Raw genomic sequence first — 16661 nt, 5'->3', positions numbered from 1 at the left:
GGGTGGGAGCACCCCCCCACGGCCACCCCGGGGGCCCGCGCGCAAACGACCCCGGACAGGTTGCGGCGCCGGGTGTCCGCGGAGCGTCGTACGCTGGGACACCCCGGCTCGTTCGACGCGTCGGGCTGTTCGCGTTGCCCCGCCTGTCTGCCTCTGGGACGGAAAGCCACATGAGCCTGAACGGTCTGCTCGACGTCGTCGTGGACGACCCCGCGCTCGCGGAGGCGGTCCGCGGTGCCGCGGACGGCAACCGCCCGCACGTCGACCTGGTGGGTCCGCCCGCCGCCCGCCCGCTGGCCCTGGCCGCGCTCGCGGCCCGCGCCGGCCGCACCCTGCTGGCGGTGACGGCGACCGGCCGTGAGGCCGAGGACCTGGTCGCGGCCCTCCAGTCGCTGCTGCCCGAGGACTCCGTCGTGGAGTACCCGGCCTGGGAGACGCTGCCGCACGAGCGGCTGTCGCCCCGCTCGGACACCGTGGGCCGCCGCCTGGCCGTGCTGCGCCGGCTGGCGCACCCCAGCAAGGACGACCCGACCGCCGGCCCGGTACGCGTCGTGGTCGCACCGATCCGCTCCGTGCTGCAGCCGCAGGTCAAGGGTCTGGGCGATCTGGTCCCGGTGGCCCTGCGCACCGGGACGACCGCCGATCTGAACGACGTCGTGGACGCCCTGGCGGCCGCCGCGTACGCCCGGGTGGAGCTGGTGGAGAAGCGCGGCGAGTTCGCCGTGCGCGGCGGGATCCTGGACGTCTTCCCGCCCACCGAGGAGCATCCGCTCCGGGTGGAGTTCTGGGGCGACGACGTCGAGGAGATCCGCTACTTCAAGGTGGCCGACCAGCGCTCGCTGGAGGTCGCAGAGCACGGCCTGTGGGCGCCGCCCTGCCGGGAGCTGCTGCTCACCGACGAGGTGCGGGCGCGCGCCGCCGAGCTGGCCGAGGAGCACCCGCAGCTGCGCGAACTGCTGGACAAGATCGCCCAGGGCATCGCCGTGGAGGGCATGGAGTCCCTCGCCCCGGTGCTGGTGGACGACATGGAGCTGCTGCTGGACGTGCTGCCGGCCGGGTCGATGACCGTGGTCTGCGACCCGGAGCGGGTCCGTACCCGGGCCGCCGACCTCGTGGCGACCAGCCGGGAGTTCCTGGAGGCCTCCTGGGCGGCCTCCGCCGGGGGCGGTGAGGCCCCGATCGACCTGGGCGCGGCCTCGCTGTGGAGCATCGCCGACGTGCGCGACCGGGCCCGTGAGCTCGACGTCCCCTGGTGGTCGGTGAGCCCGTTCGCGGCGGACGAGGGAACACCGGACGACGAGGGCGACACCCTCAAGCTCGGCATGCACGCCCCCGAGGTCTACCGGGGCGACACCGCCCGGGCGCTGGCCGACACCAAGGGCTGGCTCGCCGACGGCTGGCGCGTGGTCTACGTCACCGAGGGCCACGGTCCCGCCGCCCGCATCGTGGAGGTGCTGGGCAACGAGGGCATCGCCGCGCGCCTCGACACGGGGCTGGACGGGCCGGTCGAGCCCTCCGTGGTCCATGTGGCCTGCGGCTCGCTGGAGAGCGGCTTCGTCGACCCGGCCCTGAAGATCGCGGTGCTCACCGAGACCGACCTGTCCGGCCAGAAGTCCTCCACCAAGGACATGGGCCGCATGCCGTCCCGGCGCCGCAAGACCATCGACCCGCTGACGCTGCAGGCGGGCGACTTCATCGTGCACGAGCAGCACGGCGTAGGCCGCTATGTGGAGATGGTGCAGCGCACCGTCCAGGGCGCCACGCGCGAGTACCTGGTGGTCGAGTACGCCCCCGCGAAGAAGGGCCAGCCGGGCGACCGGCTGTTCGTGCCGACCGACCAGCTGGAGCAGATCACCAAGTACGTCGGCGGCGAGGCGCCCTCGCTGCACCGCCTGGGCGGGGCGGACTGGACGAAGACCAAGGCGCGCGCGAAGAAGGCGGTCAAGGAGATCGCCGCGGACCTGATCCGGCTGTACTCCGCCCGCATGGCCGCGCCCGGCCACAGCTTCGCGCCGGACACCCCCTGGCAGCGGGAGCTGGAGGACGCGTTCCCGTACGCGGAGACCCCGGACCAGCTCACGACGATCGCCGAGGTCAAGGAGGACATGGAGAAGTCGGTCCCGATGGACCGGCTGATCTGCGGCGACGTCGGCTACGGCAAGACCGAGATCGCGGTGCGGGCGGCCTTCAAGGCGGTGCAGGACGGCAAGCAGGTCGCCGTCCTGGTGCCCACCACACTGCTGGTGCAGCAGCACTTCGGCACCTTCTCCGAGCGCTACTCGCAGTTCCCGGTCGTGGTGAAGGCGCTGTCCCGGTTCCAGAGCGACAGCGAGGCCAAGGCGGTCCTGGAGGGCCTGCGCGAGGGGTCCGTGGACGTCGTCATCGGCACCCACCGCCTGTTCTCGTCGGAGACCAAGTTCAAGGACCTGGGCCTGGTCATCGTCGACGAGGAGCAGCGCTTCGGCGTGGAGCACAAGGAGCAGCTGAAGAAGCTCCGCGCCAACGTCGACGTGCTGACCATGTCCGCCACGCCCATCCCGCGCACGCTGGAGATGGCGGTCACGGGCATCCGCGAGATGTCGACGATCACCACCCCGCCGGAGGAGCGGCACCCGGTGCTGACCTTCGTCGGCCCGTACGAGGAGAAGCAGATCGCCGCCGCGGTCCGCCGCGAACTGCTGCGCGAGGGCCAGGCCTTCTACATCCACAACCGGGTGGAGAGCATCGACAAGGCCGCCGCGCGGCTGCGCGACCTGGTCCCCGAGGCGCGGATCGCCACCGCGCACGGGCAGATGGGCGAGTCGGCGCTGGAGCAGGTCGTGGTGGACTTCTGGGAGAAGAAGTTCGACGTGCTGGTCTCCACGACGATCGTCGAGTCGGGCATCGACATCTCCAACGCCAACACCCTCATCGTCGAGCGGGGCGACAACTTCGGCCTCTCCCAGCTGCACCAGCTGCGCGGCCGGGTCGGCCGCAGCCGTGAGCGCGGTTACGCCTACTTCCTGTACCCGCCGGAGAAGCCGCTCACCGAGACCGCCCACGAGCGGCTGGCGACGATCGCCCAGCACACCGAGATGGGCGCCGGCATGTACGTCGCCATGAAGGACCTGGAGATCCGCGGCGCGGGCAATCTGCTCGGCGGCGAGCAGTCCGGCCACATCGCGGGCGTCGGCTTCGACCTGTACATCCGCATGGTCGGCGAGGCCGTGGCCGACTACCGGGCCGGCCTGGAGGAAGGCGGCGGCGAGGTCGAGGAGGCCCCGCTGGAGGTGAAGATCGAGCTGCCGGTCGACGCGCACGTCCCGCACGACTACGCGCCCGGCGAGCGGCTGCGTCTGCAGGCGTACCGGTCGATCGCCGCGGTGAACTCCGAGGAGGACGTCAAGGCCGTCCGCGAGGAGCTCACCGACCGGTACGGCAAGCTCCCGGAGCCGGTGGAGAACCTGCTGCTGGTCGCCGGGCTGCGGCTGCTGGCCCGCCGTCTGGGGGTCTGCGACATCACCCTGCAGGGCAGCAACGTGCGCTTCTCGCCCGTCGAGTTGCGCGAGTCGCAGGAGCTGCGGCTGAACCGCCTCTACCCCCGCACGGTCGTGAAGCAGGCGGCCAGGCAGATCCTGGTGCCGCGCCCCACCACGGCGCGGATCGGCGGCAAGCCGGTGGTCGGCCGGGAACTGCTCGCGTGGACGGCGGAGTTGCTGACCACGGTCCTGGACAGCTGAAGCCTCCAGGGACGCGAAAGGGCCCCGTCCGCGCGAGGTCGAGGTGCGCGGACGGGGCCCTTTCGCTCCGGAGGCCTCCCGCGGTTCAGCCCAGCAGGCGCCGCAGGTTCAGCCGGCCCCACAGCAGGCTGGTGGAGAACGACAGCACCATCACCGCCAGGACCAGCCCGACCAGCAGCACCGCGGCCACCGGTCCGCTCAGGTCCGGCGAGACCACGCGGTGGACCAGTTCCTCGACGAAGAGCACGTGCACCATGTACGCGCCCAGCGCCGCGCCGGCCAGGTGCTTCAGGCGCGGCTTGAAACGCTCCGGGATGCGGATCCGGCTGACCAGCAGCAGGACGCAGACGCTCATCGCGGCCACGAAGAGGTGGGCGTTGGGGATCACGTAGTGGACCCGCGTGTTGTACCAGAGGCACCCGGCCATGGTGAGCGGCAGCAGTACGACCAGCCACCGGCGCCACGGGACGGCGCCGGCCGGCAGGGCGAAGAGCATGGCGCCGCCGACCGCGTACACCAGGGAGTAGGTGCCGAAGCCCCAGGCCACGGGGGGCAGGTCGGTGTGGGTCAGGTCCCCGACCAGGGCCAGGACGCTCGGCAGGACCGCGATGCCCAGCAGCACCGCCCCCAGCCCCCAGGGCCGCTTGCCGTCCTTGATCAGCATCGCGAAGGCGAGCAGCACGATGATGGGGATGTAGTTGTACATGAACCACAGGTGGTAGGCGGGCTGCACGGAGCCGATGAGGGAGTCCCTCGCGAGCTCGGTCATGGGCCGCTCGTTGCGGTCCCGGAGCCAGGCCCACACCAGGTAGACCGCCGTCCACGCGAAGAGCGGGACGGTGTTGCGGACGATCCTCTGCCACATCCGGGCGCTGTCCCGCGGCGGGGCGCCGACCAGCACCGCCCATCCGGCGATGGCGAAGTACATGGGCACCGCGAACGGGTTGACCGCCTCGGCCACGTGCCCCGCCCAGTACGTCGCGGCCCCGTGGGACGCGTCGTTCCCGGTCGAGCGGATGAACTGGGAGCCCACGTGGCCCAGCATGACGGTGGCGGAGCACAGCAACCGCATCAGGTCGATGTCGTAGCGGTGTTCCCGCGCGTCGGCGGAGTGTCCGGGGGAGGCGGAACTGCGCTGCAACGGCAGTCGCACGGCTGTTTCATTCGACACCGCGTGATGATCGGGCACACGGGTGTCGTGGAACCGAACGGTCGCCCAACTCCCCGGGGCCTGGCGGTATCGGAACGGTCTCGGTCCGCCGGGCGGCGCCGGGGGCCGCGGTGGCCGCGGTGGCCCGGGGTGGCCGCGGTGGCCCGGGGTGCCGCCGGAGCCGCCCGGCGGGGTGCCCGTTCACCCGTGATTCGCCCTGATGTGGCGGGGGGTTCGTCCGGCGTCATCGGAGCGGGCTTCCCCTCACCCCTTCGGGTGTCATTGTCCGATGGCCGCAACGCGTGCGTGGCGCCGGGTCCCCTCTTCCCGCCTGGTGTTTCCCGTTCGGCCCGGCGTCCGGAGGTACCGGTGGGCGGCTTGCCCGGTGGGGGGCGCGGGGCTAGCGTCCGGCATCGCTGGACGGATCGTCCGGCGTGGGTGGACGGCGCCGGGACGCCCGCCCCGCCGCGGTGGTCCGTCCCGCGCGCCGATGACTCCCGGGCCCGGGGATCCGCCGTCCCATCCCCCTTTCCATGGACGGATCCCCGGGACCCGGGCTCACCACCCAGCCCCCGGAGGAACACGTGCCCGGACCACACCCGCCCGCCCGGCGCCGCGCATGACGCACGGACCCTGGGACCTGCTCGCCCGCGGGGGAGTGGACGTCCTGTCCCTCATGGCGCTGGTGGGCCTGCTCTACCGGCGCGGCTGCCCGGCCCCGCAGATGCCGCTGGTGCTGACGGCGCTCAACGTCGGCCTGTTCGCGGCGATGAGCGCGATGGGCGCGGGCTCGTTCCCGGCCGGGGTGGGCTTCGGGCTGTTCGGGATGCTCTCCCTGGTCCGGCTGCGCAGCACCGCCTTCACCGCCCGGGACGTCGCGTACACCTTCACGGCGCTGGTGATCGCCCTGTGCGGGGGCCTGCCGCAGCGGGAGATCTGGTTCGTCGTGGCGCTGGACGCGCTGGTGCTCGCGGCCGTCCTGGTCGTCGACGACCCGCACGCCCACCGGCCGACCCGGGTGGTGCGCCTCACCCTGGACCGCCTGTACGCCGACCCCGCGGCGATCCACCGGGAAGTCGTGCTGAGGTTCGGCCAGGAACCGCTGGCGGTGCTCGTGGACGAGGTCGACTTCGTGCGCGAGACGACCCGGGTCTCGGTCCGCTACCGCGGCGACTCGCCCCTGGGCTGGGGGCTGCCGGACGACGGTGCGGGGCCGGCTGCCGCCGGACGGGGCGGCCAGGACAGCCTGCTCGAGAGCAGGCTCGTGTGACCGGCCCGGAGGGCTTCGCCGAGGCGCTGGGACTGGCCCGGCTGCGCGGGGCGACCCTCGCCGAGGTCGACGCCGCCGCGGCACTGCAGCACCGGGTCGACCGCAAGTACCTGCTGCCGGCCCTGTCGGCGCGCTGCCTGGTCGCCGCCCTGGCGCCGACGCACCACGTGCTGGACGTCGGTGGCCGCCGCACCACCGGGTACCGCAGCACGTACTTCGACACCGCCGGGCTCGGCGCCTGGTACGCGCATGTGCAGGGGCGCAGGCGCCGCTGGAAGGTCCGCACCCGGCTCTACGTCGAGGACGGGCTGTGCCGCGTCGAGGTCAAGACCAAGGACGGCCGCGGCGCCACGGTCAAGCACGCCCGCACCGTGGCCGCCCGGGAGTACGGCCTCATCGGCGCCGGGGCGGCCGCCTTCGTCGACGACGTGCTCGGCGCCGCCGGGGTCCCGGTCCGCTCCGGGCTGCTGTCCCCCGCCGGGGAGATCCGCTACGTCCGCGCGGCCCTCGCCGACCTGGCGGCCGGCAGCCGGGTCACCCTCGACGGCCGGCTCACCTGCCACCGCGGCCGGGCGACGGCCGCACTGAACCACGGCTTCGTCCTCGTCGAGACCAAGGGCGGACCCCGTCCGGGCGCCGCCGACCGGCTGCTGATGGGCCTGGGGGTACGGCCGCTGCCGCTCAGCAAGTACGTCGTGGGACAGGCCCTGCTCGTCCCGGGCCTGCCCGGCAACGACGTGCGCCGCCTGGTGCGGTACTGCTTCCACGCCCCCACGCGCGCCGAACCGGAGGCCCGGGTCCCCGGCCCGGCCGGACCCGCGTGGTGAGCACGGCCCACCGCAGGGCGCCGGTCCGCTCCCGGGCCCCCCGCACGGGCCGTCGGTACCCGGCCGTCGCCGTCGCCGCCGTGGCCGCGGCGGTCCTCGGCCTGATCGGCACCCACGTCACCGCCCCCGCGGACCCCGGGGCGGGCGGCGCGGTGCGGCGGATCGAGCAGGACCCGCCGCCCCCGCTGTTCCCGGACGCCGAACTGCGCGGCTGGACCACGCGGCTCGACGCGCAGCAGCGGGCCGCCGACGCGCTCTACGCCCGGTGGCGGTCGGGGCACGGCACCGCCCGCGACGACCCGGCGTTCGTCCGCTGGGCGGCGGACCAGATGCCCGATCCGCCCGCGGAAGCCGCACGCGCCGCCGGACTCGGGGAGGTCCGCCGTCTCGCCCGTACGCGCACCGCCGCCGGCCGGACGGCCGCCGCGTGGCTCGCCGCCCACGGGGAGCGGGACATCTGGCGCCTGTACCTGGACGACCGGCGCGAACTGATGCCCCGCGCCGAGGGCGAGGCCGCCCGGGTCCGCCTGGACGCGGCGCTGGAGCTGGCCGGCACGATCAGCGGCGGGCTCGCCGGGCACTACCGGCGGTCCCGCCCCTCCGCCCTCGATCCCGCCCTGGGCCCGGCCCGGAAGGCCACCCCGGCCGCCGATTGCGCCTGCGCCTACCCGGCGGCGCCCGCGGCGCTCTCCTCCGCGGCCGTCGCCGTCCTCACCGCCTGGGCCCCGCGGCGCGCCGCCGAGTACCGCTGGATGCAGGTCCAGGTGATGCACGCCCGGCTCTACACCGCCGACCACCTACGGGACGACCTCCTCGCCGGCGCCCTGCTCGGCGCACTGGTCGGCGACTACATCCGGGCGGCGGACACCACCCCGACGAACCGCGCATGACCAACGGCACCCCCTGTGACCTGCGGCGCTAGCGCGTCCCCACGCCAGGTTCACCTGGACGCCACCCCGGGAACGCCGGTGTTCACCACATTCGCACCCGCCTCCCCCCATGGCGTCCCATAGTCTGCCGGGGCAGGTGATATCGGACAGCGACCGGGATGGATCCATGCACATCGCCGTCTTCGCCGAGGTGCCGGAGGCCGTGGGCCGGACCGGGTCGGCGGACGTGCCCGGCGAGGAAGCCGGGGAAACGGGGTACACGGGGGTCCAGGAACTGTTCGACATCGCCCGGTTCGCAGAGCGGATGGACCGCGCGTGGGGGCCGGCGGTCACGGACGGCCGTGCCGCCCCACCCACCGGCCCGCTGACCACCGTGCCCGCGATGACGGACCGGGCCCCCGTCCACGACCATCCGATCCCGCGGCCCGGCCGGACCCTGGCCGAGCTCCGCGAGCGCACCCGGGAGTGACCGCCGATCTCCGCCCAGACGACCACCGCCGCCCCCGCCCTCACCGCCGGTCACGCGACCGGGACGAGCGAGGTCTCCACCACGCCCGTCGCCCGGCCGCGTGAGCACAGATACGACATCGACCTGCTGCGCGTCCTGTGCTCCATCGGTGTCATCGTCTGCCACGCCGCCGGCCAGCTCCTCAACGCCGTGGGCCGCGAGCCCTCCGGCGGCCGGCCCGTCTACTGGACCGGGCTCGTCTCGGACGGGCTGACCCGGTGCGCGGTGCCGCTGTTCTTCGCGATCGCCGGCTGGGTCGTGCTGGTCGGCGCGACCCCCCGGGACGGCACGCAGGTCCGCAGACGGCTGACCCGCATCGTGGTGCCGATGGGCGTGTGGACCGCCGCGTACCTCGCCTGGGACTGGATCCGGGACACCAACTCCCGTCCCACGCAGCGGCTGGCCTTCGAGTCGCTGTTCGGCTCGATCCAGCCCGCCTACCACCTCTGGTACCTGTACGCCTACGTGCCGGTGATCCTGCTGCTCTCGCTCGCCGCGCTGATAAAGGCGGGCAAGCGGCCCTGGGGCCTGGGCGGCCTGCTCGTGCTGCTGGCCATCGCGCCGACCTTCATGGGCGACCTCGGCAAGGTCCTCCACGTCAACCTGCCCGACTTCGAGTGGAACCTGTCCCCGTACCAGGTCGCGTACGCCGCCGCCGGATCCGCGCTGCTCGCGCTGCCGCTCGCGGCCACCACCGGCCGCCGCCGGCGGCTGAGGTGGCTGGCGGCCGGGGTCTGCGCGTGGGCCGCGGTGGTCGCGTACGAGCACTGGGTGCACTACCCCTCGCCCTACGCGGGCCTCGCCGTGCCGTTCCTGGCGGGCGCGCTGGTGATGGCCCTCAACCGGATCAGCATCCCGGAGCGCCTCCGCCCGCTGGTGTCCCGGCTCGGCGGTGCGGCCTTCGGCGCCTACCTGGTGCACCTGATGTTCCTGCGGGCGCTCGCCCCGCACCTCGTCTCCGCCGACGCGGGCTGGCTGGGCGCCGTCCTCATGATCACGCTGCTGGTGACCGGGACCGTGGTGCTCTCCTTCGCCGCCAGCCTGCTGTGGACGCGCCTGCGGCTCAACCGCTGGCTGGGCTGACCCCCGAAGGCGCCGGAGCACGTGACGGAGGGGCGCCGTGTCGCGACACGGCGCCCCTCCTGAAGGACCGGTTCCCCCGGGAGGCTCAGCCGAGGACGGTCTTCAGCTTCGCCACGTTGTCCTGCGTCACCTTCCACAGCGCCTCCTGGCGCCCGTGGACGTCGGCGACGGTCGCCGACAGGTTGTCCAGGATGCCGATGGAGCGCTCCGCGAGGATCGCGCCGAGGTTCCGGTCGTGGACCGAGACGCCCCACTCCGGGCGCTCGATGTCGGACAGGAAGTACGCCATCTTCGGGTGGGAGATCAGGCTGATGATGGGCGTGCCGCAGCCGAACGGGATCATGCCCGCGTGGCCGCGCATGCCGATCACCAGCTTGGTGCGCGCGAAGGCGGTGCGCAGCTGGTCGGTGTCGAAGTCGTACATCGGCTCGACCGGCAGCGAGATGCCGTACTCACGCCGCAGGTCGAAGACGAAGCGCTCGTCGTCCAGCGCGTGGGCGGCGTAGCGGACCTCGGCGTGCTTGCCGATGGCACGGACCGCGGTGGCCATCTCCCGGAGGAAGTGGTCGTAGTCGTGGCCGAAGCGCAGCCCGGCGCGGTCGTAGGCGCAGTTGATCAGCACCGTGTCGTCCCGCTCGACCGGGTCCTGCCAGCCGGGCACCAACTGGCGGGAGACGGTGGTCGGGCAGGGCTGGAAGAGCACCCGGTCCTGCAGCTCCGCGGGGAGCAGCGCGCGGACCTTCTCCACCGAGCCGTGGTTGCGCAGACCGAAGAACGCCGACTTGGAGACCAGCAGCCGCAGGCTCTCCTCGAACCGGCGGCGCGTGTACGACTGGCCGTCGAAGGCGTTGTAGCCCACCGCGAAGACCGCCAGCGGGACGTCGATCTTCTCCAGCAGCCGGTCCGGCACGTTCCACTGCCAGGCGCTGTTGCCGTTCGGCGAGGTGTCCGGGATGAACAGTCCGCCGCCGCCGATGACCAGGCCGCGGCGGGAGTTCACCCGCTCCAGGGCCGCCTCGTCGAACAGCTTGTGCGCGTGGATGGAGTGCCAGCCGCGGTCACCGGTGTCCGGGCCGAAGCAGAGCCGGACCGTCTCGGGCAGGATCTTGTCGCCCGCGTTGCCCTGGCGCTCCATGTAGAACGCCACGTGCGCCAGCTGCTCGGAGGGGGTGCCGGTCTCGGCCGGGCGGGCGGCGATCGCCTCCGCGCGCTCGTACGAGATCCGGCAGGCGCGGTCGCTGACGTCCGCGTTGAGGCCGGCCAGGGCGTACTCGCGGGAGGCCGTGTTGTCGCCCAGGATCCACGCCATGTTCGCCAGCCGGCCGAAGGGGCGGGCGGCGGCCGGGGCGTGGGCCGTGGAGAGCAGCAGGTGGGCCGTGGCCTCCTCGTAGCGGGAGGTCGACATCAGGGCCTGGCCGAGCAGCTCGTGGGAACGGCTCTCGTCGGCCGGGATGGGGGAGCGGCCGAGGATCTCCACCGCGTCCTCGTACCGGCCCTTGGACAGGTACGCCTCGGCGACCTCGCGGACGCCGTCGTGCCGGCCCTCGCTCGCCACGAGGTGGCGGCCGAAGTGGATCAGCAGGTCCGGGTGCTTCTCGTCCTCCAGGGCCAGGAAGCGCTCGACGAAGTCCGCGTGGGGGAGGTCGTACTCCTGCCACGCCGCCTCGGCGCCCGAGTAGCCGTGCTCGCCGCCGTTCCACGGCTTGTGACGGCCGGTGAAGTGCAGGATGACGACGTCTTCCTCGTCGGGGGAGCGGTCGCCGGACAGCCGCCGCTTGACGAAGTTGTAGCGCGGGTCGATCTTGACGAACTTGCCCGCGAGCAGGGCGTTGAGGATGCCCTGGTCGTGCTTGTCGAGCTCGTACGTGCCGGAGGTGCCGACGGCGTCGATCTGCGCGCAGAACTCGTCGGTGAGGTACTCCTTCTGGATGACCAGCAGACCGCTGTTGAGCTTCGACTGGTCCAGCAGGAACTGCGGCACCGCGCCGACGCCGTGCCGCATCCGCAGCAGCTCGCCCAGGTCGCCGAGGACGACCATGTCGGTGTCGAGCGTGATGACCGTGTCGTAGTCGCGGATCCGGAAGACGTCGAGGATGAAGTACGCCTTGCGGATCAGGTAGTTCTCCGGGTCGCCCTTGACGAAGCCGTCGTAGCGCTCGGGGACGACACGGCGCATGACCACGCGCGGGTGCAGCTTGCGGATCTCGGTGACCGAGGCCGGCTGCAGGTCGTCGTAGAGGACGACGAAGTCCTCGCAGAGGCCGGGGTTGGTCAGGGCCAGGCTGCGCAGCAGGGCGAGGAAGCCGGGCAGGTAGTTCTCGTCGACGTACGACGCGAAGGCGACGCGGCGCTTGCCGGTCAGCGTTTCGCTCCGGGGTGCCGGAACCGGGACAGAGGCGGTCATCGGAGCGATATCCTCATTTCAGTGACGTCCTGGGCGCGGGCCATGACCCATTCCTTCTCGTCCGCGTAGCCGTGCGCGGTGGCGATCGGGAGCTTCATCGCTTCCTGCAGGCGGTAGGCACCGCTGTCGTAGAAGTCGAACCCGATGAGGTCGATCTTCGGGTTGACGTCCAGGAAGTCCAGCAGCCACAGCATGTTGAAACCGCTGGTGGGGATGGACGGCATCACGTCCTCGCCGATCCTGCCGATCTCGCGCACCGGCCAGCGCAGCGTGCGGTCGCCGACGTAGCGCTGGGCGCCGGGGACCAGGCGGCGGCGGACCGAGTTGCGCCACTGGTGGTGGCTGCCGCTGAAGACCAGCCGCGTCTGGACCTTCTTGTCCCAGTTGAAGTTGTGCAGGTGGATCGTCGCGTGGATGTCGGTCTTGGTGCCGGTGGCCGGCGCCTCGATCCGGTACGAGTTGAAGCGGACGACGAGGTCGTAGGAGTCGATCTCCTGACCCATCGTGCTGGAGCCCACCCGCTGGGAGTTGGCGACCAGACAGATCGTCTTCCCCGCGATGAGGTTGCGGAAGTCGCTGAGGCCGACCATCTCGGAACCGGTCAGCGCCGGGTCCGGGATCGGGTCCAGCTCGCGCAGCCGGCGGTCGTCGGCGTACAGCTCGAGCAGCTGGGTCGAGCCGGCCAGCCGGCCGCGGTCCCGCTCCAGACGGAGGTTCACGTAGTCGGTCAGCGCCGCGCGCACCGAGGTGGCGGAACCCTCCTGCTCGCTCATCCCGACGAGCGCGGCCACGAGCCGGGGCTCGGCGCGCTCCCAGTCGCCGGCGTCCTTGAGGGCCAGGCCCTCGGCCCACAGCTCGGTCTCCGGGACGCCCGCGAACTCACGGGAGCCGGGGGCCTCCTGCTGGAGCAGCTGCAGCGTCCGCGCGAGGCGCTCGCCGCTCTCCCGCAGCTTGGTGATGCGGCCCGCGATGTTGAGGTCGTCGTTGGGGGTCAGCGCCAGGAAGCGCTCGTACGCGGCGATGGTGGCCGCGTCGTCGCCGAGCGCGTCCATCAGGCGCGCCCGCAGGCGCCAGCCGGCCCGGGACTGCTTGCGGACGCCGAGGACCGTCTCGGTGATGCGCGTCGCGAGCTGCAGCTCGTCGGCGCCCTGCACGTCCACGGCCTTGTTGCCCACCTCGAGCAGGGCGTCGAAGACCTCGGGGTTCGACTTCGGCCAGGTGCTCTTCCCACCGGTGAGTGCGGCGGCGTCACCCGGATCCGTCATCGCGGCCGCGTACCGGGCCAGCAGTTCCCGGATCGCCTCGGCGAGCTGGCCCTTTCTCCAGTCCAGGTTCTTGGCGAGCTTGCCGCCGTGGACCGCACAGGACCGGACGCACTCGGCCACGGAAACCGAAGCGATCGGAATATCCGCGCCCGCGGAGTTGTCCAATCTTTTCTCGAGCCATCCAGCCCGGAACTTGACCATGCTGCTCCCAACAATGACACGGCCGCTGGGGAGAACTGCATGGGTTTCCCGCGCGGATCAACAGACGCCGCCCGGGCACCTCGACGCACATGGACACGCGCACGGCACATGGGGCGGAGGCGATCACCATAGGGAGCGGATATGACGTTCAAGTGAACGAGGATATAAGCGGATGCGAACGGGGAAGGCGGCGGTCGGGGGGCGTCGCGGGCGACATGGGGAAAAGCGGGAGTTCGTATTCCGTATTCCTTGCGTTCACCTTGCCGAAGCATTCCCGACGCCCCCTCTGGATCTAGTCCGATACGCTTGTCCTCCGGCACCGTCCGGGGGGCCGGAGTCCGTGGCCCGCGTCGAGATCGTCTGGATTCCCAGGTGCCCAAACTTTCGGTAATCGTCCCCTTCCGCAATATTCAGCCATATGCGCACGACATGTTGTGCGGGCTGGCCAACAATGCGGGGGCGGACACCGAGTTCATCCTCGTCGACGATCACTCGACGGACGGCACCCCGGAGATCCTGGACCACTGGGAGCGCCGGCTGCCGGGCATGAGGGTGATCCGGCACGAGCAGAACAAGGGCGTCGCCCAGTCCCGCAACAGCGGGCTGGACGCGGCCGGCGGGACGTACGTGACCTTCCTGGACGGCGACGACTGGTACGCCCGCGGCTACCTCGACGAGCTCGTCGCCGGCATCGAGCGGCTGGGCTGCGACTTCGTGCGCACCGGGCACGTCAAGGCCACCGGCACCGAACGGGTCGTGCACCGCCCCCCTGCCAGGCGCTGGGACGCCGTGCTCGACCCGCGCGACGCGATCACGCCCTCGCACGTGTCGACCATGGTCGACTACCCCTTCGTCTGGGCCGGGATCTACCACCGCAGGCTCTTCGAGGACGGCGGCATGCGCTACAGCACCAGCCTGCGGACCGCGGAGGACCGCGAGTGGGTCTGGCGGCTGCACCTGACGGCCCGGTCCTTCGCGGTGATCCGCCCGGTCGGGGTCTTCTACCGGCGCGGGGTCAGCGACTCGCTCACCCAGATCAGCGACGGCCGGCAGCTGGACTTCATACCCGCCCACGACGCGATACTCGACGACGTGCTCGCCGACCGCGAGGCCGAGCGCTTCCTGCCCAAGATCGTCCGCACCTACTGCGCGCTGATCGCCTTCCACATGTCCAACGTGCGGCGCTACGACGCCGGGACCGGCAGGCAGCTCAAGCGGCAGTCCGCCGTCGCCCTGGCCCGCATGCCGCAGGACGTGCTGGACCGGACCCTCGCCGAGATGGACGTCCAGCGCGCCCACGTGCTCCAGCGGCTGCGCGCCGACGCGCGGAAGGCGGCCTGACGATGACCCTGCCGACGGCCGAACGGGCTGAGGAGAGCATGAACCACGACCGGGCCCAGATCTTCGAGGTCTCGACCCTCTACGGCGCCGCGACCCTCGCCGCCGCCCTGGACGCCGGCGCCTTCGGGCCCCGTACCGGCACCCGGCGCATCCTGCTGGTGAGCAACAACGCCCCGGTCCCCGAGACGGTCGTCCAGCTCTCCGACATGCACGGGTACCAGCGGATCGTCACCCGCTTCGACGAGGTCGTCTCGTGGAACGAGGTGATCCACCCGCACCGGCCCTCCAAGTGGGCCCCGTTGGAGGACGAGAGCTCCATCTGGCAGCGGTTGTTCCGGCACTCCTGGGGCCTGGGCGACGTCCCCGTCGAGCTCGTCGTGGAGTCGATCCAGGTCAACCCGGCACGTGCGCTCGCCACGATCTTCGCCGAGAGCGCCGTCCACGTGTACGCGGACGGCCTGATGAGCTACGGGCCCACCCGTGAGAAGCTGCCGGGCCCCCTCGGCAACCGCGTCCAGCGGGTCCTCCACCTCGACCTGGTGCCCGGACTGCGCCCGCTCCTGCTGGCGGAGACCGGCGCGGAGCCCGAGCTCGTCCCCGACGACGCCTTCAGGGCCGTGCTCAAGGAGATCGCCGTCGAGGCGGCGGACGACCCCCGGCTCACCGCCCTCGCCCAGGACCCGCCGACCGCGGTGCTGCTCGGCCAGTACCTCGCCGCCCTGCGCATCCTCACCCCGCAGGAGGAAGAGGAGCTGCACGTCACCATGGTGCGCGGCGCGATCGCCGCGGGTCACCGCTCGATCGTCTTCAAGCCCCACCCCACGGCGCCGGCCGGCTACTCCAAGGCGATGGAGGAGGCCGCGGCCGCCGAGGGCGCGCGGCTGCGCGTCCTGGACGGCCCGCTGCTGGCCGAGACGCTGTACGAGGTCTGTCGGCCGGAGCTGGTCGTCGGCTGCTTCTCCACCGCGATGCTCACCGCGAGCGCCTACTACGACGTCGCGATCGCACGGGCCGGGACCCGTCTGGTGCTGGACCGGCTCACGCCGTACCAGAACAGCAACCGCGTCCCGCTGACCATCGTCGACCACCTCGTGCCCGACGTCGCCACCCCGGGTGCCCAGGGCGGCGCTGCCGGGGAACTCGCCCCGCTCGTACGGGCCGTGGGCTTCTGCATGCAGCCCAGGATGCACCCCGGGCTGCGTGAGGAGACCGCGGCGTGGCTGCGGGACCACCTCGGCCCGGACACCGAGTACTACTTCCGGCGCCGCCGCCTCACCTCGCTCGGGCTGCCCGGCGGCGGCCCGCTCAGCGCCGCCCAGCGGCTGCGCGGCAACACCACCGTGCGCCGCATGGTGCGCGTGGCCCGCCGCCTGCGCTCCCGGCGTTAGGCGCCGGCCGCTAACGCCCGACCTGCCCCAGCCAGGTCAGCGTCCGCCGTACCTCCAGCGAGAAGGGGTGGTGCGGGCCGTGCACCCGGTCGGAGTCGTACAGCAGGCGGGACAGCACGTCGTGGGCGGCCATGCGGTCGCCCACCGACAGCAGCAGGTGGCCGATGCGGCGCCGCACCTCCAGCGGAAGCTCCGGGTCGGTGGCGCGGTACTGCTCGAAGGAGGGCAGCAGCGCCCGGTACTCGGCGAGCGCCGCCGGGGCCTCGCCCAACTGCTCCAGGCACTGCGCGGCCTCGTAGCGGTACTGCAGCGACTGGCGGCCCAGCGGCCCCGACTCGGCGGCCAGTTCGTCCGCGAGCCGGCGCAGCTCCGGCAGGGCGCGGCGGTACTGGCCGTCCTCCATCAGCGTGGCCGCGTACTGCTTGCGCAGCATCCGCACCACCGGTGACTGCTCGCCGTGCTTCTCCGCGGCGGCCGGCAGCACGCCGCCCAGGATGTCGACCGCCTGCGTGATGCGTCCGGCGTCGAGCAGCCGCTTCACCTCGTCGACGGCCTCCGCGATGCCGTGGCCCGCGGGGGCCCCGGTCGCGCCCGGGGCGGGGGTGGGCTGCGAAG

At 72.5% G+C, this 16661-nt stretch carries 11 protein-coding genes and 1 pseudogene; 8 read left to right on the top strand and 4 right to left on the bottom strand.

Going from position 1 to position 16661, the window contains the following annotated elements:
• Positions 1–170 precede the first annotated feature (170 nt).
• Positions 171–3719, top strand: a complete 3549-nt coding sequence (mfd, locus tag PV341_RS35465) for a transcription-repair coupling factor (protein ID WP_500359967.1) — start codon at positions 171–173, stop codon at positions 3717–3719.
• An 85-nt stretch (positions 3720–3804) separates the two neighbouring features.
• Here the strand turns inward: mfd and PV341_RS35460 are convergent, their stop codons facing one another.
• Positions 3805–4890 (bottom strand): acyltransferase, encoded by a 1086-nt coding sequence (locus PV341_RS35460; RefSeq protein ID WP_500359966.1) that lies wholly within the window; start codon positions 4888–4890, stop codon positions 3805–3807.
• A 598-nt stretch (positions 4891–5488) separates the two neighbouring features.
• On the opposite strand from PV341_RS35460, the gene PV341_RS35455 reads away from it, so the two are divergent.
• The 5 genes from PV341_RS35455 (at position 5489) to PV341_RS35435 (ending at position 9447) form a co-directional block, all read left to right on the top strand.
• Positions 5489–6139 carry a DUF4956 domain-containing protein gene (locus PV341_RS35455; RefSeq protein ID WP_500328690.1) on the top strand — a complete coding sequence of 217 codons (651 nt, stop codon included), beginning with the start codon at positions 5489–5491 and terminating at the stop codon, positions 6137–6139.
• Positions 6136–6966, top strand: a complete 831-nt coding sequence (locus PV341_RS35450; protein WP_500328689.1) for a polyphosphate polymerase domain-containing protein — start codon at positions 6136–6138, stop codon at positions 6964–6966. The genes PV341_RS35455 and PV341_RS35450 overlap by 4 nt, the downstream gene beginning before the upstream one ends.
• Positions 6963–7856 (top strand): hypothetical protein, encoded by an 894-nt coding sequence (locus tag PV341_RS35445; protein WP_500328688.1) that lies wholly within the window; start codon positions 6963–6965, stop codon positions 7854–7856. The genes PV341_RS35450 and PV341_RS35445 overlap by 4 nt, the downstream gene beginning before the upstream one ends.
• Before the next feature lie 166 nt (positions 7857–8022).
• The gene (locus PV341_RS35440) at positions 8023–8325 is read left to right on the top strand and encodes a hypothetical protein (RefSeq protein WP_500328687.1); all 303 of its coding nucleotides are present in this window, start codon (positions 8023–8025) and stop codon (positions 8323–8325) included.
• A gap of 6 nt (positions 8326–8331) precedes the next feature.
• Positions 8332–9447, top strand: a complete 1116-nt coding sequence (locus PV341_RS35435) for an acyltransferase (RefSeq protein WP_500359968.1) — start codon at positions 8332–8334, stop codon at positions 9445–9447.
• Between the two features lie 85 nt (positions 9448–9532).
• Here the strand turns inward: PV341_RS35435 and PV341_RS35430 are convergent, their stop codons facing one another.
• Together PV341_RS35430 and PV341_RS35425 are read right to left on the bottom strand one after the other, a co-directional pair.
• A complete protein-coding gene (locus tag PV341_RS35430) occupies positions 9533–11851 on the bottom strand; it encodes a glycosyltransferase (protein WP_500328686.1) in 2319 nt (772 codons plus the stop codon).
• The gene (locus PV341_RS35425) at positions 11848–13236 is read right to left on the bottom strand and encodes a glycosyltransferase family 29 protein (protein WP_500328685.1); all 1389 of its coding nucleotides are present in this window, start codon (positions 13234–13236) and stop codon (positions 11848–11850) included. The genes PV341_RS35430 and PV341_RS35425 overlap by 4 nt, the downstream gene beginning before the upstream one ends.
• A 453-nt stretch (positions 13237–13689) precedes the next feature.
• On the opposite strand from PV341_RS35425, the gene PV341_RS35420 reads away from it, so the two are divergent.
• Positions 13690–14658 carry a glycosyltransferase family 2 protein gene (locus PV341_RS35420; RefSeq protein WP_500328684.1) on the top strand — a complete coding sequence of 323 codons (969 nt, stop codon included), beginning with the start codon at positions 13690–13692 and terminating at the stop codon, positions 14656–14658.
• Positions 14659–14660: 2 nt separating this feature from the next.
• Positions 14661–16046: a polysialyltransferase family glycosyltransferase gene (locus tag PV341_RS35415; protein ID WP_500328683.1), complete on the top strand. Its 1386-nt coding sequence runs from the start codon at positions 14661–14663 to the stop codon at positions 16044–16046.
• Positions 16047–16056: 10 nt separating this feature from the next.
• Here PV341_RS35415 and PV341_RS35410 read toward each other — a convergent pair.
• A pseudogene (locus tag PV341_RS35410) lies at positions 16057–16661 on the bottom strand (serine/threonine protein kinase); the annotation flags it as partial.

The organism is Streptomyces sp. PA03-1a (assembly GCF_033792805.1).
Lineage (GTDB): Bacteria > Actinomycetota > Actinomycetes > Streptomycetales > Streptomycetaceae > Actinacidiphila.
This window is presented reverse-complemented; position numbering and strand designations above follow the sequence as displayed.

Coding starts and splice junctions, on each gene's coding strand:
- mfd (WP_500359967.1), top strand. CDS start 171: ATGAGCCTGAACGGTCTGCTCGACGTCGTCGTGGACGACCCCGCGCTC.
- PV341_RS35455 (WP_500328690.1), top strand. CDS start 5,489: ATGACGCACGGACCCTGGGACCTGCTCGCCCGCGGGGGAGTGGACGTC.
- PV341_RS35440 (WP_500328687.1), top strand. CDS start 8,023: ATGCACATCGCCGTCTTCGCCGAGGTGCCGGAGGCCGTGGGCCGGACC.
- PV341_RS35430 (WP_500328686.1), bottom strand. CDS start 11,851: ATGACCGCCTCTGTCCCGGTTCCGGCACCCCGGAGCGAAACGCTGACC.
- PV341_RS35415 (WP_500328683.1), top strand. CDS start 14,661: ATGACCCTGCCGACGGCCGAACGGGCTGAGGAGAGCATGAACCACGAC.